General features: G+C 72.0%; 25 protein-coding genes. 14 read left to right on the top strand and 11 right to left on the bottom strand.

Annotated elements, in window-relative coordinates:
- The first annotated feature begins 6 nt into the window (after positions 1-6).
- Positions 7-972, top strand: a complete 966-nt coding sequence (locus R8Z57_RS04830; RefSeq protein WP_318352606.1) for an electron transfer flavoprotein subunit alpha/FixB family protein — start codon at positions 7-9, stop codon at positions 970-972.
- Positions 973-1,080: 108 nt separating this feature from the next.
- Positions 1,081-2,757, top strand: a complete 1,677-nt coding sequence (locus tag R8Z57_RS04825; RefSeq protein WP_404810343.1) for a cytochrome b/b6 domain-containing protein — start codon at positions 1,081-1,083, stop codon at positions 2,755-2,757.
- A 16-nt stretch (positions 2,758-2,773) separates the two neighbouring features.
- Here the strand turns inward: R8Z57_RS04825 and R8Z57_RS04820 are convergent, their stop codons facing one another.
- Positions 2,774-3,457: a pentapeptide repeat-containing protein gene (locus tag R8Z57_RS04820; RefSeq protein WP_318352604.1), complete on the bottom strand. Its 684-nt coding sequence runs from the start codon at positions 3,455-3,457 to the stop codon at positions 2,774-2,776.
- Between the two features lie 205 nt (positions 3,458-3,662).
- On the opposite strand from R8Z57_RS04820, the gene R8Z57_RS04815 reads away from it, so the two are divergent.
- Genes R8Z57_RS04815 through R8Z57_RS04805 form a run of 3 tightly spaced genes read left to right on the top strand, consistent with a single transcriptional unit; the run spans position 3,663 to position 6,480 of the window.
- Positions 3,663-4,928: a sensor histidine kinase gene (locus R8Z57_RS04815; RefSeq protein ID WP_318352603.1), complete on the top strand. Its 1,266-nt coding sequence runs from the start codon at positions 3,663-3,665 to the stop codon at positions 4,926-4,928.
- Complete coding sequence (locus R8Z57_RS04810; RefSeq protein ID WP_318352602.1) at positions 4,916-5,623, top strand: response regulator transcription factor; 708 nt, start codon at positions 4,916-4,918, stop codon at positions 5,621-5,623. The genes R8Z57_RS04815 and R8Z57_RS04810 overlap by 13 nt, the downstream gene beginning before the upstream one ends.
- A complete protein-coding gene (locus tag R8Z57_RS04805; protein ID WP_318352601.1) occupies positions 5,620-6,480 on the top strand; it encodes a DUF4097 family beta strand repeat-containing protein in 861 nt (286 codons plus the stop codon). The genes R8Z57_RS04810 and R8Z57_RS04805 overlap by 4 nt, the downstream gene beginning before the upstream one ends.
- 298 nt (positions 6,481-6,778) lie before the next feature.
- Here R8Z57_RS04805 and cofE read toward each other — a convergent pair whose 3' ends face one another.
- Together cofE and R8Z57_RS04795 are read right to left on the bottom strand one after the other, a co-directional pair.
- Positions 6,779-7,585: a coenzyme F420-0:L-glutamate ligase gene (gene cofE, locus R8Z57_RS04800; protein WP_318352600.1), complete on the bottom strand. Its 807-nt coding sequence runs from the start codon at positions 7,583-7,585 to the stop codon at positions 6,779-6,781.
- Between the two features lie 118 nt (positions 7,586-7,703).
- Positions 7,704-8,210 carry a GNAT family N-acetyltransferase gene (locus R8Z57_RS04795; protein WP_318352599.1) on the bottom strand — a complete coding sequence of 169 codons (507 nt, stop codon included), beginning with the start codon at positions 8,208-8,210 and terminating at the stop codon, positions 7,704-7,706.
- Between the two features lie 199 nt (positions 8,211-8,409).
- On the opposite strand from R8Z57_RS04795, the gene R8Z57_RS04790 reads away from it, so the two are divergent.
- Positions 8,410-8,970: a thioesterase family protein gene (locus R8Z57_RS04790; protein WP_318352598.1), complete on the top strand. Its 561-nt coding sequence runs from the start codon at positions 8,410-8,412 to the stop codon at positions 8,968-8,970.
- Positions 8,971-9,006: 36 nt separating this feature from the next.
- On the opposite strand, the gene R8Z57_RS04785 is transcribed toward R8Z57_RS04790, so the two are convergent.
- Positions 9,007-9,318 (bottom strand): hypothetical protein, encoded by a 312-nt coding sequence (locus R8Z57_RS04785; RefSeq protein ID WP_318352597.1) that lies wholly within the window; start codon positions 9,316-9,318, stop codon positions 9,007-9,009.
- 63 nt (positions 9,319-9,381) lie between these two features.
- Positions 9,382-9,714 carry an ATP-dependent DNA ligase gene (locus tag R8Z57_RS04780; protein WP_318352596.1) on the bottom strand — a complete coding sequence of 111 codons (333 nt, stop codon included), beginning with the start codon at positions 9,712-9,714 and terminating at the stop codon, positions 9,382-9,384.
- 169 nt (positions 9,715-9,883) lie between these two features.
- Between R8Z57_RS04780 and R8Z57_RS04775 the strand changes: the two genes are divergently transcribed.
- Complete coding sequence (locus tag R8Z57_RS04775) at positions 9,884-10,672, top strand: EAL domain-containing protein (protein WP_318352595.1); 789 nt, start codon at positions 9,884-9,886, stop codon at positions 10,670-10,672.
- A 103-nt stretch (positions 10,673-10,775) separates the two neighbouring features.
- Here R8Z57_RS04775 and R8Z57_RS04770 read toward each other — a convergent pair whose 3' ends face one another.
- Positions 10,776-11,033 carry a hypothetical protein gene (locus R8Z57_RS04770; RefSeq protein ID WP_318352594.1) on the bottom strand — a complete coding sequence of 86 codons (258 nt, stop codon included), beginning with the start codon at positions 11,031-11,033 and terminating at the stop codon, positions 10,776-10,778.
- Positions 11,034-11,075: 42 nt separating this feature from the next.
- Between R8Z57_RS04770 and R8Z57_RS04765 the strand changes: the two genes are divergently transcribed.
- Entirely contained in the window at positions 11,076-11,378 is a 303-nt protein-coding gene (locus tag R8Z57_RS04765; RefSeq protein WP_318352593.1) for a hypothetical protein, read from the top strand.
- Positions 11,379-11,410: 32 nt separating this feature from the next.
- Here the strand turns inward: R8Z57_RS04765 and R8Z57_RS04760 are convergent, their stop codons facing one another.
- Complete coding sequence (locus R8Z57_RS04760) at positions 11,411-13,363, bottom strand: diguanylate cyclase domain-containing protein (RefSeq protein WP_318352592.1); 1,953 nt, start codon at positions 13,361-13,363, stop codon at positions 11,411-11,413.
- Between the two features lie 284 nt (positions 13,364-13,647).
- On the opposite strand from R8Z57_RS04760, the gene R8Z57_RS04755 reads away from it, so the two are divergent.
- Together R8Z57_RS04755 and R8Z57_RS04750 are read left to right on the top strand one after the other, a co-directional pair.
- Positions 13,648-14,292 (top strand): hypothetical protein, encoded by a 645-nt coding sequence (locus tag R8Z57_RS04755; RefSeq protein WP_318352591.1) that lies wholly within the window; start codon positions 13,648-13,650, stop codon positions 14,290-14,292.
- A 53-nt stretch (positions 14,293-14,345) separates the two neighbouring features.
- The gene (locus tag R8Z57_RS04750; protein WP_318352590.1) at positions 14,346-15,635 is read left to right on the top strand and encodes a hypothetical protein; all 1,290 of its coding nucleotides are present in this window, start codon (positions 14,346-14,348) and stop codon (positions 15,633-15,635) included.
- 13 nt (positions 15,636-15,648) lie between these two features.
- Here R8Z57_RS04750 and R8Z57_RS04745 read toward each other — a convergent pair whose 3' ends face one another.
- From R8Z57_RS04745 to R8Z57_RS04730, 4 genes are all read right to left on the bottom strand, one after another.
- Positions 15,649-16,164 carry a hypothetical protein gene (locus tag R8Z57_RS04745; RefSeq protein ID WP_318352589.1) on the bottom strand — a complete coding sequence of 172 codons (516 nt, stop codon included), beginning with the start codon at positions 16,162-16,164 and terminating at the stop codon, positions 15,649-15,651.
- Entirely contained in the window at positions 16,161-16,727 is a 567-nt protein-coding gene (locus tag R8Z57_RS04740) for a hypothetical protein (protein WP_318352588.1), read from the bottom strand. The genes R8Z57_RS04745 and R8Z57_RS04740 overlap by 4 nt, the downstream gene beginning before the upstream one ends.
- Positions 16,714-17,382, bottom strand: a complete 669-nt coding sequence (locus R8Z57_RS04735; protein ID WP_318352587.1) for a hypothetical protein — start codon at positions 17,380-17,382, stop codon at positions 16,714-16,716. The genes R8Z57_RS04740 and R8Z57_RS04735 overlap by 14 nt, the downstream gene beginning before the upstream one ends.
- A 121-nt stretch (positions 17,383-17,503) precedes the next feature.
- Positions 17,504-18,400, bottom strand: coding sequence for a LysR substrate-binding domain-containing protein (locus R8Z57_RS04730; RefSeq protein ID WP_318352729.1), 897 nt, complete (start codon positions 18,398-18,400; stop codon positions 17,504-17,506).
- Positions 18,401-18,564: 164 nt separating this feature from the next.
- On the opposite strand from R8Z57_RS04730, the gene R8Z57_RS04725 reads away from it, so the two are divergent.
- From R8Z57_RS04725 to R8Z57_RS04710, 4 genes are all read left to right on the top strand, one after another.
- Entirely contained in the window at positions 18,565-22,317 is a 3,753-nt protein-coding gene (locus R8Z57_RS04725; protein ID WP_318352728.1) for a bifunctional proline dehydrogenase/L-glutamate gamma-semialdehyde dehydrogenase, read from the top strand.
- Positions 22,318-22,568: 251 nt separating this feature from the next.
- On the top strand, positions 22,569-23,903 hold the full coding sequence (locus tag R8Z57_RS04720) for a sugar ABC transporter substrate-binding protein (protein WP_318352586.1): 1,335 nt from the start codon (positions 22,569-22,571) through the stop codon (positions 23,901-23,903).
- Between the two features lie 107 nt (positions 23,904-24,010).
- A complete protein-coding gene (locus tag R8Z57_RS04715; protein ID WP_318352585.1) occupies positions 24,011-24,916 on the top strand; it encodes a sugar ABC transporter permease in 906 nt (301 codons plus the stop codon).
- 8 nt (positions 24,917-24,924) lie between these two features.
- Positions 24,925-25,884, top strand: coding sequence for a carbohydrate ABC transporter permease (locus R8Z57_RS04710; protein WP_318352584.1), 960 nt, complete (start codon positions 24,925-24,927; stop codon positions 25,882-25,884).

Raw genomic sequence — 25,884 nt, 5'->3', positions numbered from 1 at the left:
GCTGCCATGACGTTTCCCGACGACTCGATCCTCGTCCTCCTCGACACCACCCCCTCGGGCGGGCTCGCGAAGTCGGCCGCCGAGGTGCTGGGCGCCGCGGCCTCGGTCGGCACGCCGGTCGCGCTGATCGTCGGCGACGCTGCGCTGGCGACGGATGCCGCGGCCCTCGGTGCCGCGACCGTGCTGATCGCCGCGCCCGGCGACGGGCTGGGCGGCCCGGCGGTCGACGCGCTCACCTCCGCCGCCGACCAGGTGCGCCCCGACGCGATCCTCGTGTCGCACTCGATCGAGGGGCGCGAGGTCGCGGGCCGCTACGCCGCGCGCAACCGTGCCGGCATCGCGGTGGACGCCGTGGGCGTCTCGCGCGACGCCGAAGGCGTGGTCGCGCACCACTCGGTGTACGGCGGTGCCTACAACGTCGACTCCGCGGTCACGTGGGGTGCGCCGGTCATCACGGTCCGGCAGGGCTCGGTCGACGCCCGCGCCGAGGCGGTCGCCTCGCCCGAGGTCGAGACCCTCGAGGTGCGTGCCTCCGGGCGCCGTGCCGCTGCCGTCGCGTCGGTCGATGAGGCCGTGGTCTCGTCGTCTCGGCCCGAGCTGCGCGGTGCCGCCAAGGTCGTCTCGGGTGGTCGCGGCCTGGGATCGGGGGAGAAGTTCGCGCTCGTCGAGCAGCTCGCCGACGCCCTGGGCGCCGCGGTCGGCGCGTCGCGTGCGGCAGTCGACGCCGGCTATGTGCCCCAGACGTACCAGGTCGGCCAGACGGGCGTCTCGGTGTCGCCGCAACTGTACGTCGCGCTGGGCATCTCGGGTGCGATCCAGCACAAGGCCGGCATGCAGACGGCGAAGACGATCGTCGCGATCAACAAGGACGGCGACGCGCCGATCTTCGAGATCGCCGACTTCGGGGTCGTGGGCGACCTGTTCCAGGTGGTGCCGCAGCTGATCGCCGCGCTCGAGGCGAAGAAGGCGTAACCGGCGATGGCCACGTACGGATCAGCGGTGCGACGCGGTCTGCCGCGCGTTCCCGGTGGTGAGCCCTGGCCTCCCGCCGGCGCCGCGCCCGGCTCGAACGGGAACGGCGTGCCCGTGCCGGACGGCGCCGCTCCCGCTGCACCGTCCGTGGCCGAGCCGCTCCCGGCCGCCGCGCCGCTCGCGGTGACCGAGCCCGCTGCGGTCGCTGAATCGTCTCCGGCCGCTGAGGTGGCTCCGGCAGCCGAGGCCGCTCCGGTGGCTGAGGCCTCTCCGGTAGCCGAGGCCGCGCCGGTGGCCGGTGGTGCTGGTCGTGCGATCCGCCGTGGCCTGCCGCGTGTGCCCGGCGGCGAGCCGTGGCCGCCGGCATCCGTCGCCCCCGCCGTGGCGCCCCCGGCCGCGCCTGTGGCGGCAGCGCCGGTCGTTGAGCGAGCGAGGAACGAGCGAGACGAAACGCTCCGGACCACCGACGCACTCCGGCCCGGCGAGGTTCTGACCGCGACCGCCCCCGCGCCCGTCGCGCCGGCGGCCGCCGTCGCGATTGCGGCCGCCGATGGCGCGAAGCCGCTGCGCCGCGGGCTCCCGCGCGTGGCCGGCGGCGAACCCTGGCCGCCCGCCGGCATGGCGCCCGCCGCGTCCGCCGCGACGGTGACGGATGCCGCAGCCGCGCCCGTCGCCGAGACGCCGGCGTCCGCGCCGGCAGAGGTGGCGGCATCCGTCGTCCCGGCCGAAGCCCCGCCGCGCGCACCGCAGGTTCCGGCCACTGCGACCGGGGTGCCGCTGTCGCAGCCGCTGCCGTTCACCCGGACGGTGTGGGCGGGGCAGGCGGCCCGGACGCGCCCGGCAGCCGCGGCGGAGCCGCAGCGCATCGGACCGTTCACGCGCCTGCAGTGGGCCGGAGCCGTGCTCGTCGGCGGTGCCGGGCTGCTGATCGCGGCGGGCATGGCGGTCGCGCTCGTGCGCTGGCTGCTGAGCACCGAGTGGGGCGTGGGCTTCCTGGCGGCCTACCCGGGCGAGTACCACCTGCCCGAGGGGGCGCCGGTCGGCTTCCCCGCGTGGCTGGGGTGGCAGCACTTCTTCAACGTGTTCCTGATGGTGCTGATCATCCGCACCGGCCTGCAGGTGCGCACCGAGAAGCGGCCGAGCGTGTTCTGGTCGCCGCGCAACAACAACCGGCGCAAGATCAGCCTGAACCTGTGGTTCCACCAGTCGCTCGACATCCTGTGGCTGGTCAACGGCGTCATCTTCGTCGTGCTGCTGTTCGTGACCGGGCAGTGGATGCGGATCGTGCCGACGTCGTGGGAGGTGTTCCCCAACGCCGTCAGCGCCGCCCTGCAGTACGTGTCACTGGACTGGCCGACCGAGAACGGCTGGGTGAACTACAACTCGCTGCAGCAGCTGGCCTACTTCGCCACGGTGTTCCTGGCCGCGCCGCTCGCCGCGCTCACGGGCGTCCGCATGTCGGGGATCTGGCCCAAGAACGCCGCGGGGCTGAACAAGGCCTACCCGGTGGAATGGGCGCGCGCCGTGCACTTCCCGGTGATGCTGTACTTCGTGGTGTTCATCGCCGTGCACGTGTTCCTCGTGTTCGCCACCGGCGCCCTGCGCAACCTCAACCACATGTACGCCGCCCAGGGCTCGGTGGATCCGAACGCCTACGCCGACAACTGGACCGGGTTCTGGCTGTTCGTCGCCTCGCTCGTGGTGATCGCCGCCGCCTGGGTCGCCGCGCGTCCGCTCGTGCTCGCCCCGATCGCCCGCCTGTTCGGCAAGGTCTCCGGGCGCTGAGGCGTCGGGCCGGGGTTCAGTCCTCGACCACGAGGCCGGCGAGCTCGGCCAGCGCGGGCGCCATCAGCTGCAGCTGCAGGGCCGAGATCGTCGCGCCGCGCAGCCCGTCGATGCCGACGGCCGAGCCCAGCTCGGCGCCGCGCAGGTCGACGTCGGCGAGGCGAGCGCCCGTGGCGTTCAGCGTGGCGATCCGGGTCGCGTCGAACGCCACGCGGCGGGCCGAGGCATCCATCAGATCGATCTCGTCGATCGTGCAGTCGATGAAGGCGACGTCGAGCAGCTCTGCCGCGCGCAGGTTCACGTAGCCGAGTCGGCAGCGCGTGAAGCGGATGCCGCGCCACGCCGCGTCGTACAGCTCGACCGATCCGAACCGGCTGTCGCGCACGTCCACGTCGCGCCACGTGCTGCGGGCGCCCGAGACGACCGGGACGTTCGCGTTCGCGAACACCGACTCCACGAGGCGGGCGCCGCGCAGCGTCCAGGTCTCGAGGCCCAGGCGGTCGAACCGGCAGGCCTCGATCGTGGCGCCCGTGCCGAGCTCCCACGCCTCGCGGGCGATGTCGGCGTAGGCGACGCCGTCGAGGCGTCCGGCGTCGAGCATGCCGTCGTCGCCGGGGTCGAGATCGCCGAGCACGGACTCGTCGAAGTCGAAGGAGGGTGGCTGGGTTCCCGCGCTCTTGCGGGATCGGGAGGCTGACATCGTGCCCCACGCTAGCGCGCCCTCCGGACGCGCTGCCGACCGGCGCTCTCCGTTTCGAATCGCGCACTTTGCGGTTCGCCGGGGCCCGAAGTCGCAAAGTGCGCGATTCGAAAGTCCGACACGGACGCGGTGCGGGGGATAACCCGAAGAGAAGTCTCCGGATGCCTCGGGCGCGCGGCGCGGCCCACGCGCCTACCGTGAAGTCATGACCTCTTCGGACTCCTCTCCCGTCCGGCCCGTGACGCGGCCGGCCCAGGTGGCCGGCGCCATCGCACAGCTCGCGGCGCTCGGCGTCATCGGCGCCGCGGTGTTCTCGCTGCTGTTCTCGCTGCTCGGCGCCGGCATCGGCCTGCTCTTCCTGCTGGGCGTCGGCGTCTTCGTGCTGCTCGCCCTCGTCTACGTGCTCTACGGCGTCGGCTGGCTCGAGACTCAGCGCGTCGAGGGGCTCTACCGCTTCGGCATCGCCGCCCCGCGACCGCGCTCCAGCGGCCGCCCCGGGTTCGGCGGCTTCCTGCGCACGGTGTGGATGCAGGCGATCGACGCCGCGACCTGGCGGGCGATCGCCCACCTGGCGATCGCGACGATCCTCGGCTGGGTCGTGGTGGCGCTTGCCGGAATCCTCGTGTCGGGCATCGTGCTCGCCTTCGCGCCGCTCTTCGCCGACGCCCCGTCGGCCACGCTCGCTCGCACCGGCATCGCGGTGCCGATCTCGTGGGCGGTGCCGGTGGGCATCCTCTCGGTCATGATCGCGGCGGCGGGCCTCATCGGCCTCGGTGTGCTGCACGGCATCATCGCGCGGGCCATCATGGTGCCCTCGCGCGAGGCGCAGCTGGCGGCCGCCGCGCGGACGTCGAGCCTCCAGCACGCGGGCGCCGTGCGCGCCGCCGATGTGGAGCGCACGCGCATCGAGCGCGACCTCCACGACGGCGTGCAGCCGCGCCTCGTCTCCGTCGGCATGACGCTGGGTCTCGCGCAGCAGAAGATCGACTCCGATCCCGACGCCGCCCGGGAACTCATCGCCGAGGCCCACACCTCGACCAAGGCGGCCATCACCGAGCTGCGGCAGCTGGCCCGCGGCATCCACACCTCCGTGCTGGACGACCGTGGCCTCGACGCGGCCCTGTCGGCCCTGATCGCCCGCTCGGTCGTCCCGGTGCACACCGACGTCCGGCTGGACGGACGCTGCAGTCGCGACACCGAGGCCGCCGCGTACTTCGTGATCGCCGAGGCGCTCACGAACGCGGCGAAGCACTCGCGGGCCACCGAGGTGCGCGTCGTCGTCCGGCTGCGCGAGCCGGGGACGCTCTGGGCCCGCGTCGAAGACAACGGCGTCGGCGGCGCGCGGGTCGTGCCCGGCGGGGGTCTCGACGGCATCGTCAACCGCGTGCTCGCCGCCGGCGGCGAAGCCCGCATCGACAGCCCCGCCGGCGGACCGACGAGCGTGGAGGTGAGCATCCCGTGCGCATCCTGATCTGCGAGGACTCGGCACTCCTGCGGGCGGGCCTGGTGCGCGTGCTGGAGGATGCCGGCCACGAGGTGGTCGCCGCCCTCCCCGACGCCGGCCGGCTCGACGAGACCGTCGACCGCACCGCGCCCGAGCTCTGCATCCTCGACGTGCGGCTGCCGCCGACCTGGACCGAGGAGGGCATCCGCGCCGCGCTCTCGCTGCGGGCGCGCCTGCCGCACCTGGCCGTGCTGGTGCTGTCGCAGTACGTCGAGGAGCGGTACGCCGCCGACCTCATCGCGTCCAGCGGCGGTGCGCTCGGCTATCTGCTCAAGGATCGCGTGGCCGATGTCACCGACTTCCTCGAGGCGATCCAGCGCATCGCGGCCGGAGCCACGGTGCTCGACCCGGAGGTCGTGGCGCAGCTGCTCAGCCGGCGCACGCGCGACGAGCGCATGATGCGGCTCACCGAGCGCGAGTCCGCGGTGCTCGCGCTCATCGCCGAGGGGCGGTCGAACCAGGCCATCGCCAGGACCCTGCACGTCACCGAGGGCAGCGTCGAGAAGCACATCACCGCCGTCTTCCAGAAGCTCGACCTCGAACCCGACGAATCGGGCAACCGCCGCGTCCTCGCCGCGCTCGCCCACCTCGAACACGGCGGCACCACCCCGCCCGCACCGACATCGAGCGGCCGCGCGCCGCAGACAGGAACGAACCGATGAGCACGACCCTGACCCCTCCGCCGCCCTCGGCCGCGTCCGACCGGACGCCCGATGCGCCGCCGCCCTCGGGCGGATCCCGCGTCGTCGCCATCATCGTGATCGTGCTCGGCGGGCTCGTGCTGCTGGGTGCGATGACCTCGGCGGCCATCGCGACGTTCGCCTCGGCATCCGTCTCCACCTCCACGCGCACGCTCGACGCCGCAGGCGTCGACGACCTCCAGATCGACGCATCGGCCGGCACGCTGCGCGTCGAGTTCACCGACGTGTCGGAGGCGGAGCTCGAGGTCACCAGCTCGTGGGGCGCCGACAGCTGGCGGTTCGACCGCGAGGGCGAGACGCTCGTGGTCGCCTCGACCGACCGGTTCGGCTGGTTCGGCTGGCGCGGATGGTTCGGTGACGAGCGGACGGATGCCGTGCTCCGGCTGCCGTCGTCGCTCGAGGGCCTCGACGCCGACGTGTCGCTGTCGGCCGGCGAGTTCGTGACCGAGGGCGAGTTCGGCGAGCTCCGGCTGTCGCTCGCAGCCGGCTCGTTCGACGTCTCGGGCTCGGCGGAGACGCTGACCGCCGAGATGAGCGCCGGCCGCGGGACGCTGGACCTCGAGGACGTGCGGACGGCCGGCCTCTCGGTGAGCGCAGGGTCCCTCGAGGCGAGCCTGACCGGAACCCAGCCCGATGCCGTGGACCTCGACGTGAGCGCCGGGTCGCTGCGCCTCACGGTGCCCGAGGGCGAGTACGACGTGACCTCGGAGGTGTCGGCGGGAGGCTTCGACAACCGCATCGGCTCCACGCCGGGCGCGTCGAGCACTGTCACCGTGCAGGTCTCGGCCGGCGAGGCGGTGCTCTCCGCCGGGCGCTGAACCCGTCACGCCTCGTCCGGTGCGGGCGCGTCGCCAGGCGACGCGCCCGCGCTTCGTGGTCGTCGTGTGCGCCTGCCGTGCCGCGCTTTCGCGTGAGGCGCACTCCCGCTTGCGCTTCGCAGATCGAGCGTGATAATCGATCACCGCGTTTCCGGACTGGGACGCGTGAGGCCCGATGCTCGCCCCGACGGCCCCCGCGAGGAGACGCAGAAGGGAGTGGGGAGGCGAGGATCTGGGGAACCTCGCTCGCGGCGGCGATGACCGACCGGCGCCGCGTGCCACACGTCGACGCCGAGGCTTACGGACCCGAAACGTAGGCCTCGGCGTCGGCATCCCTTCCCGCCGAGCGACCGTCCGCGTACCCCTGCGCGTACGCCTCGTCGGCACCCAGGCGGAACATGTCGCGCTCCAGCGGACGCACGATCGAGCGGGCGCCTGCGAGGTCGAGCGACCCCACGAGGTCGGCTCGCCCCCGGACCACCGCGACCGGGCGCCGCGCCGCCTTGCCCTTGACGAGGTCGGCCGCGGCGGCCAGCTCGTCGGCGACGCACGGCATGGTCACGACGAGCGGGCGGCCCTCGGCATCCGTCCCCCCGCGCAGATCCTCGAAGACCTGCACGCCGCCGGCGCCGATCGCGTGATCGGTCTGGCCTTCTCGCCAGGCGCGGCCGAGGGTGTCGGACACGATGACGCCCACCTCGACGTCGAGCCGGGCGCGCAGGCCGGCCGCCATCGCGCGCGCCGAGGCGTCGGGGTCGACGGGGAGGAGCAGCACGGTGCCCTCGGGCGTGTTCGACGCGTCCACGCCCGCGGCGGCCGACACCATGCCCAGGCGGTTCTGCACGATGCGCGTGGTCGCGCCCGTGGGCGACGTGCGCGAGGCCACCACGCGCACGGTCTCGCCGGTGATGGCGTCTTCGCGATCGTCTGCGACGACGAAGCGGTCCTCGGCCTTCGAGACGATCTTCGAGGTGACGACGAGGATGTCGCCGTCGGCGAGGCTGCCGTCCGCCGCCTGCGCGATGATCTCGACGAGGTCGGCGCCCGCCTCGATCTCGGGGATCCCTTCGAGGGACCAGACGGTGAGCGCGGTGGGAGACGGCATGGGTCCAGTCTTGCGGATGCGCGCGACTCCGGTGGTCGTGAGGCCACGCCGAGCCGCCGCCGCAAACGCCGAGGGGGCGGGCCCGGCGAACCGGACACGCCCCCTCGGCGAAAGCGGATCAGCGCACGAAGCGCACCTCGGTGAGCGTCTCGCCGAGGAACGGCTCGGTGTGCGTCGCGCCGTCGAGCGTGAAGCCGTTGCGCGTGTAGAAGCGGTGCGCGCGCGGGTTGTCGTCGGCGACCCAGAGGTACAGGCCCTCCGCCTGCTCGACCACCGAGTCGAAGAGCTTCTGGCCGATGCCGGTGCCGTGGAACTGGTCGAGCAGGTAGATGAAGTAGAGCTCGCGGAAGCGCGGGGCGTCCTTGTCGCGGGCGGGACCCGACCCGGCGAACCCGACGATCTCGCCGCCGACGAGGGCGGCGTACATCTTGAACTCGGGACCCTGGACGGCCCAGTGCGTCCACAGCTCGGCGAGGCGCTTGGGTGAGACCGCCTCGAGGGCGGCCTTCGAGATGAGGTGGTCGTACGTCTCGTGCCAGCACGTCGCGTGGACGCGTCCGAGGGCCTCGGCGTCGACGTCGCGGACCGGACGGACGACGATGTCGGTCTGGGTTTCGGCTTCCATGGGCGAGACTCTACGCGCGTCGGGCCGAGACCCGAAATCCGCTGGACAGCGGGTGAACGGGGGTTGACAAGCGGATGCCGCGACCCGCGGTGATCCGATCCGCAGCGGCCCGGGTGGCGCGCGGGCGGCGGGGTGCGGGGCTGTCGCGATCCCACAACCGAATGGGTGGTCGCGTCGAGGATCGCTACCATCGCACCTCGTGAACGTGGTGTGGCGAACCCTGATGGTGATGCTGAGCGCGCGCAAGCGCCTTCGTCGGAGCGGGCACCTGGCCCCGACGGGCGTCAGCCGCGTCCGGCTCACCACGCTTCCGACCGACATCGACCTGCTGCGGCACATGAACAACGGCCGCTACCTGTCGCTGTTCGACCTCGGGCGCTGGGACCTCCTGGTGCGCACGGGGCTGTGGGACGTGATGCGCGGCCACGGCTGGTACGCCGTCGTCTCCAGCGAGACGGTGACGTTCCGCAAGTCGCTGAACCTGTGGCAGCGCTTCGACGTCGAGTCCCGCATGATCGGGCACGACGACAAGGCCGTGTACCTCGAGCACCGGGCCGTCGTCGACGGCGAGGTCTACGCCCGGGCGATCATCCGCGCCCGCATGATGAAGCGCACCGGCGGCACGCTGTCGCACGACGAGCTGTTCGCCGCCGTGGGCCGACCGGAGGGCATCCCCGAGGTCGATGAATGGGTGCACGACTGGGCTGCGGCATCCGCTCTTCCGCCCACGCGCGCGGCGGCGCCGAGCGTCTGGAACTGAAGGCCCGCCGTCCGGGAGGGGCGCCGGGGAAGCGGGTCAGCGGAGGATCGCGGTGGCGACGAGCGAGATCGCCGCGACGATGCCGACGTTGATCGTCGTGAGAGCGAGGGTCCAGAAGCGCCCCGGCTGGAGTGTGGTGAGCGAGCGGTGGTCGATCGCGTCCAGTGCCGCGTCGAGCGATCGGTACGTGCCCACGGTGCGGCGACCCCGGGTGGCGACATAGCCGGCGGCGTCGCGTCTGACCTCGCCGACGGCGCGGCCGTTGCGGTCCGCGGTCCACTCGCCACGCCCGGGGTGCGTCCAGTGGACGGTCGAACCCGTGCCGATGTCGTCGACGCGCTGTGTCATGGCCTCGACGGTAGGTCGAGCTCACATCTGCCCGCCGGGTCTTGACAGTCCTGGCGTCGGCGGCTATCCCGCGTTCGCGCCGCCCGGGGAGCCGGTCGGCGCATCCGGCTCGGGCACGAGCGTCAGTCCGCCCGGCGAGTTCGCCGACTTCGTCAGCGCTTCGACCCAGCCCGGGTTGAGCCGCGGCTGCCGGCCGCCGAAGTACTCGAAGGTGAGCGAGACGCTGGGGCTCAGCCAGATCGAGGTGCGGCCCAGGCCGCTGCGCATCGGGTCGGTCCAGGTGAAGGGGAACGACTCGCCTCGTCTCAGCTTGGACCAGATGACCGACTGGAGGTGCGCCAGAACGCGGTCGTCGAACGATGCGGTGACCCGGGAGTCATAGGTGAGCGTGCCCATCGTCTCTACAGTAGTCCGCCGAGCCGCGATCCCCCACGGTCGATCCCGCGCGGGAGCCCGGGACGGCGGCGATCTCGGCGGCCGCGATGCGGCGTGACGCGCATTATACGCATTTCGCGTCGGTCTGTCTGGTGTTGCGGTCGCGGGTACCCTCGTCGACTCTGGTGGCATGCTCAGTACGACCCAGCTCACCCGTGACCTGCGCTCCGCGCTCTCGGCGGGCGAGCTGACCATCGCCTTCCAGGGGCAGTACGACCTGGTCACCGCCGTGCCGACCGACGCGGTGACGCCGGCCGCACCCGTCGCCGTCGAGGCGCTGTGCCGCTGGCAGCACGCCCAGCTCGGCGCGGTGCCGCCCGACCGGTTCATCCCGCTGGCGGAGCAGGGCGAGTTCCTCGACGACATCGACGCGCACGTGTTCGCGCGCGCCGCGGCACAGGTCGCGGCGTGGCGCGACGAGGGCCATGTCGTGGGCCTGGCCGTCAACGCGTCGCCGGCGCACTTCTCGTCCCACTACGCCGACACGATCGTGGCGAGCCTGGACGCGCTCGGACTCGACCCGGCGATCGTGACGATCGAGATCACCGAGGCGCCTCTGCCGCAGCTGCGGCCGGGCATGCTCTCGGCGATCGAGGCGCTGCACGCGATCGGCACCGCCATCTCGGTCGACGACTTCGCCGCCGGCGACACCACCGTGCAGATGCTCGAGGTGCTGCCGATCGACGAGGTCAAGATCGATCGGTCGCTCACGCAGCGGACGGATGCCGCCGCCGACGATGTGATCGCCGCCGTGGTCGAGATCAGCACGGGCCACGGCTGGCGCGTGGTGGCCGAGGGGATCGAGACCCTCGACGACCTGGAACGGGCGCGCACCCGCGGCTGCCACCGCGGGCAGGGCTACCTGTGGGGCATGCCGCTGCCGGCGGAGCAGATGGATCCGCTGCTGGCGTGGGCGTGAGCGGGCGTCAGAGCGCGTCGTCACTCGGGTGAGCGGGCGTCAGAGCGCGTCGTCGCTCGGGTGAGCGGGTGTCAGAGCCCGTGGTCGCTCGGGTGAGCGGGTGTCAGAGCCCGTAGTCGCCGGCGTCGTCGGCCGAGTCATCGGCCGGGGCGGTCGAGTCGCCGACCTCGAACTGCGACCACGTGACGGGCATGCCGGGGGAGAAGAGGATGTCGACGCCGGGGCCGCCGCGCAGCGGCGGGACGTTGACGTAGCCGCCGCCCGCCTTGATCGCCTCGAGGATCTTGCCCTTGAGCTCGGTGACGGGGTCGGGGAGGAAGTAGTCGCGTCCATCGACGGTCAGTCGGTTCACGGTGGCCATGGCCTCAGCGTAACCCAGGCCCGCGCGCCGTAGGATCGAGGGGTGGGCACACTTCACTACGGCTCCCCGCCGGCCTCGTTCAGCATCGACGACCGGACGCTGGCGCACGTCGAACTCGTCATCATGGCCAAGCTGCGCCGTCGCGAGAACCTGTCGTTCGCCCTGGTCGACGAGAAGACGTCGCTGAGGCAGGCGCTGTGGATCTCGTCCGTGACCCCGCTGCGCTTCGAGTACGACGCGCCGATGCCCGAGATCAACCGGCTCTGGCTGCACGAGCTGGTCGACACCGCCAACTCGTCCAGCGGACTGCGTATCGTCCCCGAGCCCGAGCCTCCCGCCCGCTGACACCGCCCGTCGCTCGGGCGGATCACGAGGAGTCACACCGAGACGCGACCTCCGCCGTCGCGCTTGGCGCGGTACATCGCGGCGTCGGCCGCGTCGAGGAGCTCTGCGGGGGTGGTGCCCCGTTCGGCCGCCACGATGCCGGCGGACGCCTTGAGCGTGATCTCCGTGTCGCGCACCACGATCGGCTCGGTGATCGCGGCCAGCGCCCGCCCGGCGATCGCCGCAGCCTCGGCGGCACCGGCATCCACGCACACCACCACGAATTCGTCGCCCCCCAGTCGCACCACGGCGTCGGAGCTTCGCGCGACGCCGCTGAGGCGCCGGCCGACCGCGGCCAGCACCGCATCGCCCATCTCGTGGCCGTAGGTGTCGTTGACGAGCTTGAAGTCGTCGAGATCGAGGAACACCACAGACACCGATCGCTCGGAAGCCTGCAGCAGGTCGTCCAGGCGGTCGTCGAGGTAGCGGCGGTTGTGCAGCCCGGTCAGGGCGTCGCGCAGCGCCAGCTCGGCGAGCTCGGCCTGGGTGCGCGCCGCCATCGCTGCGCGGATCTCCTCGCCCAGGGCGAAGGCATCCTGGGCATGCTCGCCCCACGGCAGGCTGCGGCCGGTCACGCTCTCGCGCCAGGCCGAGAACGACCGGCGGGGGGAGAGCGGGCTGTCGCGGTTCTCCGGCCGCTGATCGCCGAGCCAGTCCACCGACCGCGAGACCTCGCTGCGCACGAAGACCAGCACGTCGCCGTCGGCGCCGAGCGGCACCGTGAGCAGCCCGGTGACGCCGGGCACCTCGATGGCGAGCTCGGGCCGCTCCAGCGGCAGCGCCTCCCACACGAACCGGCCGGCGCCGAGCTCGTCGAGCACACCGAACAGGCGGTCGGGCGCCGGGACGACGCCCACGGTGTGCACGGCGTCGCCGAGGCGCAGCAGCGCGCCGTCGGCCGGCACCACGTCGAGCACGGTGCGCTCGCCGCTCATCAGCACGGGGCCGACGTCGGCACGGCCGTAGAGCGGCGCGATGATCGAGATCCGCCGCTCGCGGGCCTCGAGCTGGCGGCGCAGCCGGCGGATCTGCTCGGCGGCGGCCAGCTGCGCGCCCACCTGGGCGGCCAGCACCTCGATCGCGCGGCGCAGGAGCACCGGGATGCGCCGGGGCGTGCGGTGCGCGCACGTGAACATCCCGACGAGGCGGTCGTCGATGACGATGCCGAACGACACGGTCGAGGCCTGCCCCATGTTCCGCATGAACTGCAGGTGGTGCGGCGAGACCGCGCGCAGCTCGGTCGGCCCGAGATCGATCGGCGCCTCCTCGGGGAGGAGCGTGTGCAGCGCCAGGCCCGGGTCGTCGGTGTGCGCGATGACGCGCGAGCGCTTCTCGATGTAGAGCGCGCGCGCCTGGACCGGGATGTCGGATGCCGGGAAGTGAAGCCCGAAGTAGGGCTCCATGTCGCTCTCGCGCTCGTCCGCGACGATCTGCCCATGCCCGTCGTCGTGGAACTGGTAGCACATCACCCGGTCGTAGCCGGTGATGGCCTTGATCTCGCGGGCCGCCTGCTGCCGGAGCTCGTCGGGGTCGGAGAGTCCCGCCAGACGCTGGATCGCCCCCACCACACCCGAGCGGACGTAGTCGAGCTCGGGGATCACCGGCTCGAGCTCGAGGAGGAGCGGCGACGTGCCACGGTGGGCGATGACGTCGTACTCGATCCCTTCGAACTCGGCCCGGACGGGATCCACGGCGTCGCCGTGGCCGATCGCCCAGGTCAGCATCTCGCTGCCGGCGTCGCGGAGGTCGCGGCCCAGCCAGTGCTCGACGTTCTCGCTGGCGACCACCACCAGGCCGGTGGTCGCGTCGACCCCGAGCAGGGCGCCGTGCGACTGGATGCGCCCGATGATGCGGATCTGCTCTGCGGCGCATTCCTGCAGCCGCAGGAGCTCGGCGTCGTCGCGGGGACGATCGCCGTCGAACGTCAGAGAGGGGACATCGGTCAACGCGTGTCCGTTCGTTGCAAGAGGGGCGGGGGGTCTGCGCTCGCGGGAATCTTCATCCTATGCGCGCAGCCGCCGGGCCGGTGAGGAATGCGCCACAGGCGCCGGAACGAGCCTCTGCGCGCACGAAAGAGCCTCTCGGCGAAACGGGCACGCTGCCTCGGCGTGCCACGCGCGGCTAGCGCACCTGTCCGGGGTGCGCAATGGGTTTGCGCCAGACGGGCCGGCGCGATTGCCTGCTGGGGGTGGCGCCGCACCTGCCGGCGCCGGAGGGAGAAGGAGGAGCCGTGGACACGACCACCCTCATCTGGATCATCGTCGGCATCGTCGTCGTGCTGATCATCGTCGTGGTCGCGTTGCTGCTGACCGCGCGAGGACGCCGCACCCGTCGCCTGGAGCAGCAGCACCAGCGTGCGGAGAAGATGCGCGCAGAGGCGCGCGAGACCGAGCTGCAGGCGCGGGAGCACGAGGCCGAGGCGGCACGGGCTCGCGCGGATGCCGCGCAGGCCGCGGCGACGGCAGAGGCGGCGAAGGCCCGTGCGGCCGAGGCGGCCATCGACGCCGAGCGCCGCGCCGACACCATCGACGAGCACCGCAGCGAGGCCGAGACCCTCCGGGCGCAGCAGGCCGAGACCCTGCGCAAGGCGGACGACGTCGACCCCTACACCGGCGACGACGCGCGCGACGCCTCCGACGCCCGGCGCACCGGCGACGACCGTGCGACGACGCACGACGCGGACGCGGTGGACGACCGCCGCACCGTGGACGGCCGTGCGACGGTGCGAGACACCGATGCCGTCGACGACCGCCGCGCCGCGCGGGAAGCGAACACGACGGACGACCGGGCCACCGTGCGCGACACCGACCGCGACGGCGTGCCGGACGAGCAGATCACGCGGCCGCCGGCACCACCGCGCACCGACCGCGCCTGACCCGCGCCACGACGAAGAGCGCGGCGGTCACGCACGCCCGATAGCGTGAGTGCGTGACTGCCGTGCTCGATGTGCTCCGGACGACGGGCCGCCTGCTGTGGCGGCACTGGCCGGCGCTGCTCGCGTGGTACGCCGCCGGCCTCCTCGGCCGCTACGTCGTGATCGAGGTGGCCGGCTTCGTGGGCGCCTACAACGCCGTCCTCGGCTCCCTCCTCCTGCCCCTCGCGATCCTGTCCCGCCTGGTCGCCCTCGTGGCCATGCTGCTGGTGGTGCGCGACGGGATGCGTGAGTTCGACGCGATCAGCTCGTCGCCCGGCGATGCCGCCGACCGACGCCGGCAGTTCGGCGCCGCGCTGATGGCCGGCATCCTCCCGTTCTTCGCGTTCTACGCCGCGTGGGGGTACCTCCGCGAAGATGCCGCCGCGTACTCGGCGCGGGTCCTCGAGGTGACGTCGGACCTCAACTGGACAGCGATCGTCGACGAGACCGAACAGGCGGGAGACGGCCTCGCGGGCGCATTGACGATCACCCCGATCACGGTCGGGATCCTGGTGCTCGCCTTCGTGCTCCGCTGGCTGCTCAAGCGCTTCCGCGAACGCCTGCCGCGGTGGTCCGGCGTCGTCGCCGCCTACCTCGAAGCGCTGTGGGTGTACTTCGCCGCGCTCGTGCTGACCGACATGATCGCGGTCGTCTCGGAGTGGGTCCAGACGCGGCAGGCGATGGCGTGGCTCGACGACGTCCGCGCGACCATCACGGCCGTCTTGGTTCCGCTGGCCTGGGTCTGGGAGGCCGTCGAGTGGTTCCTGGGCGAAGCCGGCGGCATCATCCTGCTCCCGCTCGCCTGGCTCACGATCGCCGGCGTCGTGTACGGCCAGGCCGTCGCCCCGACTCCCGTGTCGACCGAGGGCCTCGGTGGAGAGGTCGGGGCACGCGTGCGCAGCCGGTACCGGTCGCTCCCGGCACGGCTGCGTGCTCGCCTGGCGGACATCTGGGCGGACCTGGTGTCGCGCTTCACCCCGATCGGCAACGCCATCGTGCTGATGTGGCGGGCCGGTCCGGTGCTCATCGGCGGCTTCGTGCTGCTGTACACCGTGCTGCTGGCCGTCCAAAGGCTGGGCGGAGTGGGGCTTCCTGCGCCTGATCGGCCCGCACGACGTCCAGGATTTCTGGCTGGTGTGGGACCAGGCGCTGTTCCTCGTCGTGCCCCTGCTCATCGAGCCCATCCGCATCGCGCTCGTCGCCGGCGGCTACGACGCGGTCGTCGGCCGCCTGGTCTCGCGGCTGCACGCGCGGGGGAAGACGGCGGACGAGTCGACGGATGCCGCGACCGCCGGCCCGGGTGACGCGCCCGCGTGATCAGGGCTCGACGACGAAGCGCAGGTTCTCGGGCGCGAGCTCGAACGACACGACGTCGACCGCGAACGGGCCGGTGGCGTCGAGCGGCAGCACCCAGCGGGCGTCCAGCGTGTAAGGGGCGGTCGCATCGGACGGACACGATCCCGGGAACTGCGGGTCCCAGTCGGTGCTGAGCTCATCCGTGTCGGCCAGCCACTCGCGCTGGGCGCCGTCGAGCTCGCGCAGGACGGGCTCGCCGCACCCGAATCCAGGGTCGCCCGGTTCGACCGCGATCCGCACGCGGAGCACCTGAGCGTCGGGCGGCGCCAGCGGGTCGTCGATGAACTCCGCCTCGGCCGGCCCCAGCAGTGCATCGCCGTACGGCGCGTCGTCGCCCGGCTCGACGACGACGGGCGCGTCCAGGGCGCCGGCGCTGGACTGGCTCCATTCGTTCCAGACGACCGTCGCCCCGAGTGCGGGCACGAGGAGCGCGAGCGCGCCGAGGGCTACCGCGTTCTGCCGCCACCAACCGGTCACAGTTTCGCCCACCGCGTGTCGGCCAGCTCGTCGCTCTGGGTCGCCGGCACCGAGCCGAAGTCGAATGGCACCACGATCATCGAGTCCAAGCGGCTGTCGGGCTTCAGGGCCAGTTCGAGGGTCGCCTCGCCCGAGTCGAGCTCGGCGGGAAGCTCGAACGCTACGCCTCCCGCGCGGGGAACGCCCGCGGTCAGCTGCTCGTCCAGTAGCGACTCGGGGCGCTCGCTGGCTCCGTAGCGGACGCCGTCGACGATCAGCTCGGCGTGACGCAAACGCACTGCATCCTCCGAAGCCACGGCCGCGACCTCGAGGTCGACGACGACCCAGTTCCCCTCGGCTGACCAGCCTCCGGCGTGCAGCTCGGCAGCGCGACGGATGTCGGTGATGGTGATGACGAGGTTCCGACCCTCCGCCTCTTCGCCGACGGGGACCGTGACCGCCAGTGGAGCTTGGATGGTCTCCTCGTCGGGTGTCCCGAGGGCGACGAACCACGCCGCCACCACCAGCCCGCCACCGAGGACCCATGCCGCCCATCGGTGGACCGCCCGCTCAGCCCTCGGCATCCGTCTCCTCCGCGTCGGCCCCCGCGCCCACGTCCTCGACCTCGACGATCACGACGGCATCGGGTGCCGGGTCCTCCCACGTCTGCCCCTGCGTCACGAACGAGCCGGTGTAAAGCGATCGCTCGTACAGCGTCACGCCGACCTCGTCGCCCTCGGCGAAGAGATCGTCAGGCACCGCCCAGGCGAAGACGATCTGCGCCGGAACGCCCGGCTGCAGCCAGGGGTCTGCCGTGGCATCGTCCAGACGGGCCGCGCCCTCGGCGCTGACAGCGTCGGTTCCTGCGATCGACAGGGTCTCGCCGATCCCCTTGGAGCCGGCGCTCAAGGGGCGGTCCCAGAGGTTCTCGACTTCGGCGACGATCACGAGCACCCGCTCGCCGTCATCGGGCAGGACACGCGTGTCGGGCAGCTCGTCGATGAGCACCGCGCGCTGGACGGCCAGCGAGCGCTCGGCGGTGACGTGCGCCTCGCCCGGCTCGAGCGTCGCGAGCTCGGGCGGTGCGGCCGTCGCCAGACCGCCGAACGCCGCCGTCGCGAGGAGGAACGCACCCGTCGCGATCCCGGCGAACCACCTCGTCGGCACCCGATCGCCCGCGGCGCGCAGCCACGCGAATCGCCGCTTCGGCGCGCGGACGGCGTCGGGCGACTCGGACACGAGCCCAGCCTAGGGGGAGCGCCGGCGACCGACAGAAATCGGGGCTGGCGGTCGCGCCGGGGCGTTTCGTCTCGCGCAGCGGATCCTGAGTAGGCGAGGCACGAGCCGTATGGAAGGGCGCTCAACGAGCGGGCGTCGGGAACGCGTCGCGCAGCGCCCGCCGCACCGCGAGGATGCCGGCGCGCGTGCCCGACGACACGCGCTGCGCCGTGAAGATCTCGCGTGTCGGGCGCCCCGGCAGATCGAGCAGCGACACCGGAGCCGGCGCCCCCGCCCACAGCAGGTCGGGGAGCACCGCCACCGCCTGCCCCGCCGCCACCAGTCGCGCGTGCGCCGACAGGTCGGCGAGCTCGTAGCGCACATCGGGCTCGAAGCCCGCGGCGCGGCACTGCTGCACCGCCCACAGGCGCGCGGCGGTGCCGGCAGGCTCCATGACCCACGGCCGCTCCCGCAGGTCGTCGAGTGCGCGCGCGGGATCGGCGGATGCCACGGCCAGGTGGATCGGGTCGGTTCCGAGCGTCTCGCGCTCGAGGCCGTCGGCGTGTGCGCGCGTGTGACCGGGATACTGCTCGGCGATCACGAGGTCGACCCCGCGCGCCGCGAGCTCGAAGAGCCCGCGCTCGGGCGGCATCTCGACGAGCTCCACCCGCAGGTCGGGCGAGCGCTCGGCGAGCAGCCCGAGCGCGACGGGGACGATGGCGAGGGCCGCGGTCTGCATGACCGCGACGCGCACCGGCGCGAGCGCCCGCGCGCCGGCGCGCACCGACTCGAGCTCGCCGCGCGCCTGCTCGTCGAGGTCGAGCGCGCGCGCCGCGTGCGCGGCGAGGATCCGGCCCTGCTCGGTGAGCCGGACGCGCCGCCCGTCCGGTGCGAGAAGCGCGACACCGGCGTCCTTCTCCAGCTGCGCGAGCTGCTGGGAGATCGTGGACGGGCTGAACGAGAGCGCCTCCGCGACCGCGGCCAGCGTGCCCCGCAGCGCGAGCTCGTGGAGCAGGCGGAGTCGTCGCAGCTCGAACACCGGCATCCCATCGACGATCGTGAACGTTACTGATCATAGATCGTCGCTTTTCACGAATGAACGGATGCCGCACCCTGGACTTCATGACGAGCATCGAGCCCTTTCCGCACATCGAGGTGCAGTCTGGAAGCACACCGTCCACCGACGTGACGACTGGAGTGCCGATGGAAGCCCGATCCGAGCAGCGCCTGGCCGAGGACGCGGTCGCGCTGGCGCAGCGGTGGATCGCCGAGGCCGCCGAGGTGCAGGCCGATCCCGCCGCCGAGCGGCTGGCCGGTGTGCTGAAGGATCCGAACGGCCTGCCGTTCACGATCGGCTTCGTCGACGGCGTCATGCGGCCCGAGAGCCTCTCGGCCGCGGCATCCCATCTGCATCGCGTCGCGCCGCTCGTGCCGGAGTTCCTGCCCTGGTACCTCCGGGGCGCCGTGCGGGTGGGCGGCGCCATCGCACCCGTGCTGCCGTCGCCCGTCGTGCCCATCGCGCGACGCGTGCTGCGCGAGATGGTCGGCCACCTCGTGGTCGACGCGCGCCCCGACAAGCTCGGACCGGCCATCGCGAAGCTGCGCGAGAGCGGCGCGCGGCTCAACCTCAACCTGCTCGGCGAGGCGGTCCTCGGCGAGCAGGAGGCGCTGCGGCGCCTCGACGGCATCCACGAGCTGATCCGCCGGCCGGAGGTCGACTACGTCTCGGTCAAGGTGTCGGCGATCGCGAGCCACATCTCGATGTGGGCGTTCGACGAGGTCGTCGACAAGGTCGTCGAGCGACTGCTGCCGCTGTATCTGACGGCGGCGGGCGCGCCCGGAGGCGGTGCCGCTCCGACGTTCATCAACCTCGACATGGAGGAGTACCGCGATCTCGACCTGACGATCGCCGTGTTCACGCGGCTGCTCGAGGACCCGCGGCTCCGCGCCCTCGAGGCGGGCATCGTGCTGCAGGCGTACCTGCCCGACGCCCTGCCGGCCCTCGAACGCCTCACCGCGTGGGCGCAGCAGCGCGTGTCCGCGGGCGGCGCACCCATCAAGGTGCGCCTGGTGAAGGGCGCGAACCTCGCCATGGAGCGGGTGGATGCCGTCATGCACGGCTGGACGCTCGCCACGTACGACGCGAAGGTCGACTCCGACGCGAACTACCTCCGGTGCCTGCGCTTCGCGCTGCGCCCCGAGCGCACCGCCGCGGTGCGCATCGGCGTCGCCGGCCACAACCTCTTCGACATCGCCTACGCCTGGCTGCTCGCCGGCGAGGCCGGCGTGCGCGACCGGATCGAGTTCGAGATGCTGCTCGGCATGGCGCAGGGCCAGGTCGAGGCCGTCACGCGCGAGGTCGGCCATGTGCTGCTGTACGTGCCCGTGGTGCGGCCCGACGAGTTCGACGTCGCCATCAGCTACCTCGTGCGGCGCCTGGAGGAGAACGCGTCGAGTGAGAACTTCCTCTCGGCCGCGTTCGACCTCGCCGACGACCCCGCGATGTTCGCCCGCGAGCGCGACCGCTTCCTCGCCTCGCTCGAGCGCGCCGACGATCCGCAGCTCGCGACCGGGCCGAAGCGCGAGCAGGACCGCGCGGCGGAGGCCGCGGCGGCGGCATCCCCCGAGGCCGGGGAGCAGCCCGTGACCCGCGCGCGCCTGCGCCGCGCGGCCGGCCCGGGCGACGAGGCGGGGCTCACCCAGGCCGTGATCGGCATCGCCCGCTCCGCCGTCCCCGGCGACACCAGCCCGCTCGAGCGCTCGGTGCCCGAGCAGGTGTTCGGCGCCGACGCGTTCGTCGAGACGGCCGTGTTCGCACCGCGCGAGTCCGGCGCCCCGGCGGCGGGCGCCCCCGGATTCCGGAACGCCCCCGACAGCGATCCGGCGCTGCCGGGCAACCGGGCCTGGGCCCGCGGCATCCTCTCCCGCATCGAGACCTCACGCGCCGGCGACGCGACCGTCGCCGCCGCGCGCGTGACCGACGAGGCGACCCTGCAGGGCATCGTGGCGACGGTACGGGATGCCGCAGCCGCGTGGGGTGCGCTGCCCGCGGCCGATCGCGCGGCCGTGCTGACGGCGGCGGGTCGCGCGCTCGAGGCGCGCCGCGGTGAGCTCATCGAGGTCGCCGCCTCCGAGACGGGGAAGGTGTTCGCCGAGGCCGACGTCGAGGTGAGCGAGGCCGTCGACTTCGCGAACTACTACGCGTCGACGGCGCGCGAGCTCGACCGCGTGAGCGGTGCCGTGTTCGAGCCCGCGCGGCTCACCGTCGTCACGCCGCCGTGGAACTTCCCGGTGGCGATCCCGGCCGGCGGAGTGCTCGCCGCGCTCGCCGCAGGGTCGGGCGTCGTGTTCAAGCCGGCGCCGCAGGCGCGCCGCTGCGCCGCCGTCGTCGCCGAGGCGCTGTGGGAGGCCGGCGTGCCCCGCGAGGTGCTGGCCCTCGTCGACATCGACGAGGGCGGCCTCGGGCAGGCGCTCGTGTCGCACCCCGACGTGGATCGCGTCATCCTCACGGGCTCGTGGGAGACGGCGGCGCTGTTCCGCTCCTGGCGCCCCGAGCTGCCCCTCCTGGCAGAGACGAGCGGCAAGAACGCGATGATCGTCATGCCGACCGCCGACCTCGACCTCGCGGCATCCGATCTCGTCAAGAGCGCGTTCGGGCACGCGGGGCAGAAGTGCTCGGCGGCGTCACTCGCGATCCTCGTCGGCCCGGTCGGCCACTCGCAGCGCTTCGCCCGCCAGCTGGTCGACGCCGCCCGGTCGCTGCGCGTGGGTCCGCCGTCCGATCCGCTCAGCGAGGTGGGGCCCGTCGTCGAGGTGCCCCGGGGCAAGCTCGAGTGGGCGCTCACGACGCTCGAGGAGGGCGAGTCGTGGCTCGTCGAGCCGCGGCCCGTCGACACCAGCCCCGAGTACGCGGGGCGGCTGTGGACCCCGGGCATCCGCACCGGCGTGCAGCCGGGTTCGCGCTTCCACCGCGAGGAGTTCTTCGGCCCCGTGCTCGGCGTCATGCACGCGACGTCGCTGTCGCACGCCATCGAGCTGCAGAACGCCGTGGCCTACGGCCTCACCGCGGGTCTGTACACCCAGCACCCCGACGACCTCGCGCGATGGCTCGACCGGGTCGAGGCGGGCAACCTCTACGTCAACCGGGGCATCACCGGTGCCATCGTGCAGCGGCAGCCGTTCGGCGGCTGGAAGCGGTCGTCCGTCGGCGCCGGAGCCAAGGCCGGCGGACCGAACTACCTCGTCGGCCTCGGTCGCTGGCGCGCGAGCGCCGGCGCGACCGCCTCGGCGACGCTCCACCTGCGCGGTCTCGACACCCGCATCGCGGCGCTCATCGAAGCCGCCCAGCCGTCGCTGGACTACGAGGCCTTCGAATGGCTGCGCCGCGGTGCGCTGTCGGACGCGATCGCGTGGGACCGCGAGTTCGGCCAGGTGAAGGACGTCTCGGGGCTCGGGATCGAGCGCAACCTGTTCCGGTACCGTCCGATTCCGTCTGTCGCGCTGCGGGCGACGGCGGATGCCTCGTGGCAGGCGGTGCTGCGCGTGGTCGTGGCGGGCCTGCGCTCGGGGTCGCGGCTGACGCTCAGCGCGCCCGTCGGGCTTCCCGCCGCCGTGCGGCGCGTGCTGTCGGACGAGGACGTCCCGGTCTACGTCGAGACCGACGACGAGTGGCTGCAGCGCCTCACCGCGGAGCCCGACCTGGTGGCCGCGGCCGCCGACGCCGAGCCCGACCCGCGGCCCTCGCGCGTGCGGCTCATCGGTCAAGCGGATGCCGTGGCCGCGCTGCACCGCCGCATCGCGCAGGCGGTCGACGGCGATCCGGACCTCGCGATCTACGACAACGAGGTCACCACCGCCGGCCGCCTCGAGCTGCTGCCGTTCCTGCACGAGCAGTCCGTGACGATCACGGCGCACCGCTTCGGCAATCCCGACCCCTGGTCGCAGGCCGTCATCTGAGACGCGGGAGCCCGGCGTCGTCGCCGCCGCCCGGGCGCGGCGATCGACACCGGGCTTCCGGTTTCTCGTCACACTTCTACAACGTTGGAACTTTCTCACCGGTTCGGCTTGACATCGGATCGGATGCCGTCGCACACTGTCTTCACCGAACAGTTCCAACGTTGTAAATCAACGAAGGTCAACTCGGTCAGCGGCGATCGATCCACGGGTCCTCCTCCTGCTGACCACACAGCACTACGAGAGGAAACGTGATGAGGAAGTCACGGAAGTCGGTCGTCGCGGCTGCAGCGACGCTCGCGGTCGGCGGCCTGCTGCTTTCCGGCTGCGCCGGTGGCTCGGGCGGCGGCGGCGAAGAGCAGCTGACGTTCATGTTCCGCGGCAGCGACGCCGAGAAGGCGGCCTACACCGCCGCGATCGAGCAGTTCGAGAAAGACAACGACGTCGACGTCAAGATCATCATGACGACGGCCGACGAGTACAGCACCAAGCTCAAGGCGGCGATCACGGGCAAGCAGGTCCCCGACGTCTTCTACATCGACCCGGGCAGCGTCCAGGCCTACGTCAAGACCGGCATCATCAAGGACATCACCGAGTACGTCGAGGGCGACGAAGACCTCGACCTCGACAACGTCTGGCAGTACGGCGTCGACAGCTACCGCTTCGACGGCGAGCTCATGGGCCAGGGCGCGATCTACGCGATGCCCAAGGACGTCGGGCCCTTCTCGTTCGGCTACAACCGGACGATGTTCGAGAAGGCCGGCATCCCGCTCCCGAGCCCCGACGAGCCCTACACGTGGGACCAGTTCGTCGACGTGGCGAAGCAGCTCACGCAGGACACCAACGGCGACGGCACGCTCGACCAGTGGGGCACCGGCCTGAACGTGCAGTGGAACCTGCAGCCGTTCGTGTGGTCCAACGGCGGCGACTGGCTCAACGAGGACCGCACCGAGGTCACCGTCGACAGCCCCGAGTTCGCCGAGGCGCTGCAGTGGTTCGCCGACCTGTCGACCGTCGAGGGCGTCACGCCGTCGACCACCGACGCCCAGACGCTCGACACCTACCAGCGCTGGATGCAGGGCCAGATCGGCTTCTTCCCCGTCGGCCCGTGGGACGTGCCGGTCTACGAGACGCTCGACTTCGACTGGGACCTCATCCCCTACCCGGTCGGCGCGACCGGTGAGACCGCCACCTGGACCGGAACCCTCGGCATCGCCGTCAGCGAGAGCACGAAGGACCCCGACATGGCCGCGAAGCTCGCGATCTACCTCTCGACCGACCCGACCGCGCAGCAGTCGCTCGTCGACGCGGGCGTGCAGATCCCGAACCTCATCGACATGGCCGACGAGTGGGTCGCGTCCTCGACGCTCCCGCCAGACAACAAGCAGGAGTTCCTCGACATCGTGCAGGACTACGGTCGCGCACTGCCGGCGAACACCACGTACAGCCCCGAGTGGTACGACGAGCTGTTCAAGAACATCCAGCCCGTGCTGGACGGCGAGCAGACGGCCGCGGACTACCTGAAGGAAGTCCAGCCGCGCATGCAGGAGATGCTCGACAAGGCCAACGCCGACGCCGGGATCGGCTGAGCCGGCCCACGCCTGATCGAGGACGGATGCCGCGGCCCCGGCGGTCCGCACGCCGCGGTCCGCGGCATCCGTCCCCTCCCCGAAGCTCTCTCGAATCGAGGTCCTCCATGTCGACGACGACACCCGTCCGCCGCTCCCGGCTCCACCGCCGCGAGCACCGCGTGGCGCTGGCGCTGGTCGCGATCCCGGTCGTCGGGTTCCTGATCTTCACCGGCTACCCGCTCGTGTTCTCGGTCTACGCGTCGTTCACGAGCTGGAACGGACTCAGCGAGCCGACGTTCAACGGTCTCGACAACTTCGTCGAGATGGTGGGCGACCGGTACTTCTGGCAGTCGATGGGCAACACGATCTTCTACATGATCGGCATCCCGATCGGCCTGGTCCTGTCGCTGCTGCTCGCCCTCGCGCTCAACCGCAAGATGCGCGGCACCACCTTCTTCCGCACGGTCTACTACGTGCCGGTCATCTCGTCGCTCGCGGCGGTCGCGATCCTCTGGCAGTGGGCCTACAACGGCGACTTCGGACTCGTGAACCAGGTGCTGGCGCTGTTCGGCATCGAGGGCCCCAACTGGCTGCAGAACCCCGAGACCGTGAAGCCCGCGATCATCATCATGTCGGTGTGGAAGGGCCTCGGCTACTCGATGCTGCTCTACCTCGCCGCCCTCCAGTCGGTGCCGCGCCACCTCTACGAGGCCGCCGCGCTCGACGGCGCCGGCGCGTGGGGCCAGTTCCGCCACATCACCGTGCCGCTCCTCAGCCCCGTCACGTTCTTCCTCGTGGTCACGAGCATCATCGGCGGCGCGCAGATCTTCATCGAGATCAACATCATGACCCCCACCGGCGGTCCGGAGTTCAGCTCCGCCTCGATCGTCTGGTACATCTGGCAGAAGGCGTTCAACTACCTGCAGATGGGCTACGCGACGGCGATGTCGGTGGTCCTCGGCCTGCTCGTCTTCGTCGTGACCGCGATCCAGTTCCGGCTCAACCGCCGCTTCCAGTTCTCGATCGACTGAGGCACATCATGACGCTCACCACGCCCGACACCCTGTCCGCCCTCGACGCCGAGGCGAACGGCACCACCCGCCGGCTGCCGAAGCGACGCCTGGGCCGCCCGACCGGCAACCACGCCGGCACCCCGCGGCGCTCGCCGCGATCGCGCAGGATCGTCAACATCGTCCTCACGCTCGTGCTCGCGATCGGCGGCATCGTGATGATCGCGCCGCTGCTGTGGACCTTCAGCACCTCGCTCAAGACCCGCGAGGCCGTCTTCGCGCTGCCGCCGCAGTGGATCCCCGACCCTGTCGTGTGGGAGAACTACGTGCGGGTGTGGTCGGCCGGCCCGCTGCTCTCGGGCATCGTGAACTCGGTCATCGTGTCGGCGACGGTGACGATCATCGGCACGGTCACCTCAATGCTCGCGGCCTTCGCGTTCGCGAAGCTGCGCCTGCCGGCGAAGAACGTGCTCTTCCTGCTGCTGCTGTCGGCGATCATGATCCCGTTCCCGACGATCATGATCCCGCAGTTCAAGCTGTTCGCCGACCTCGGCATGGTCGACACCCTGTGGCCCCTGATCCTCCCGGGCGTCTTCGGCAACATCGTGATGATCTTCTTCATCCGCCAGTACCTCGACTCGGTGCCCGACTCGATCATCGAGGCCGCCAAGATCGACGGCGCCGGCTACCTGCGGATCTTCTTCACGCTGATCTTCCCCGCCATCCGCCCGGCGATCGCGGCGCAGTTCATCCTCTGGTTCATGGCCGTGTGGAACGACTATCTCGCGCCGATCATCTACCTCAACTCGCCCGAGAAGCAGACGCTGCAGCTCGTCATCGCGAGCTTCAACGCGACCTACGCGAGCCAGACCGACTACCCGCTCATCATGGCGGCGTCGTTCATCGCGCTGATCCCGGTGCTCGCCGTGTTCGTCATCTTCCAGCGGCAGATCATCGAGTCGGTCGCCCTCACGGGAGCGAAGGGCTGA

Source organism: Microbacterium sp. M3 (assembly GCF_033548675.1).
In the GTDB taxonomy this organism is placed as follows: Bacteria; Actinomycetota; Actinomycetes; order Actinomycetales; family Microbacteriaceae; genus Microbacterium; species Microbacterium arthrosphaerae.
Note: the sequence above shows the minus strand (reverse complement) of the source record. Positions and strands in the feature narration are given on the sequence as shown.

Excerpts from the sequence above, each read along its gene's own strand:
- R8Z57_RS04725 (WP_318352728.1), top strand. The coding sequence starts at position 18,565 with ATGGAAGCCCGATCCGAGCAGCGCCTGGCCGAGGACGCGGTCGCGCTG.
- R8Z57_RS04795 (WP_318352599.1), bottom strand. The coding sequence starts at position 8,210 with ATGGAAGCCGAAACCCAGACCGACATCGTCGTCCGTCCGGTCCGCGAC.
- cofE (WP_318352600.1), bottom strand. The coding sequence starts at position 7,585 with ATGCCGTCTCCCACCGCGCTCACCGTCTGGTCCCTCGAAGGGATCCCC.
- R8Z57_RS04815 (WP_318352603.1), top strand. The coding sequence starts at position 3,663 with ATGACCTCTTCGGACTCCTCTCCCGTCCGGCCCGTGACGCGGCCGGCC.
- R8Z57_RS04710 (WP_318352584.1), top strand. The coding sequence starts at position 24,925 with ATGACGCTCACCACGCCCGACACCCTGTCCGCCCTCGACGCCGAGGCG.
- R8Z57_RS04770 (WP_318352594.1), bottom strand. The coding sequence starts at position 11,033 with ATGGCCACCGTGAACCGACTGACCGTCGATGGACGCGACTACTTCCTC.
- R8Z57_RS04715 (WP_318352585.1), top strand. The coding sequence starts at position 24,011 with ATGTCGACGACGACACCCGTCCGCCGCTCCCGGCTCCACCGCCGCGAG.
- R8Z57_RS04720 (WP_318352586.1), top strand. The coding sequence starts at position 22,569 with ATGAGGAAGTCACGGAAGTCGGTCGTCGCGGCTGCAGCGACGCTCGCG.
- R8Z57_RS04780 (WP_318352596.1), bottom strand. The coding sequence starts at position 9,714 with ATGGGCACGCTCACCTATGACTCCCGGGTCACCGCATCGTTCGACGAC.
- R8Z57_RS04820 (WP_318352604.1), bottom strand. The coding sequence starts at position 3,457 with ATGTCAGCCTCCCGATCCCGCAAGAGCGCGGGAACCCAGCCACCCTCC.
- R8Z57_RS04740 (WP_318352588.1), bottom strand. The coding sequence starts at position 16,727 with ATGCCGAGGGCTGAGCGGGCGGTCCACCGATGGGCGGCATGGGTCCTC.
- R8Z57_RS04775 (WP_318352595.1), top strand. The coding sequence starts at position 9,884 with ATGCTCAGTACGACCCAGCTCACCCGTGACCTGCGCTCCGCGCTCTCG.
- R8Z57_RS04805 (WP_318352601.1), top strand. The coding sequence starts at position 5,620 with ATGAGCACGACCCTGACCCCTCCGCCGCCCTCGGCCGCGTCCGACCGG.
- R8Z57_RS04830 (WP_318352606.1), top strand. The coding sequence starts at position 7 with ATGACGTTTCCCGACGACTCGATCCTCGTCCTCCTCGACACCACCCCC.
- R8Z57_RS04785 (WP_318352597.1), bottom strand. The coding sequence starts at position 9,318 with ATGACACAGCGCGTCGACGACATCGGCACGGGTTCGACCGTCCACTGG.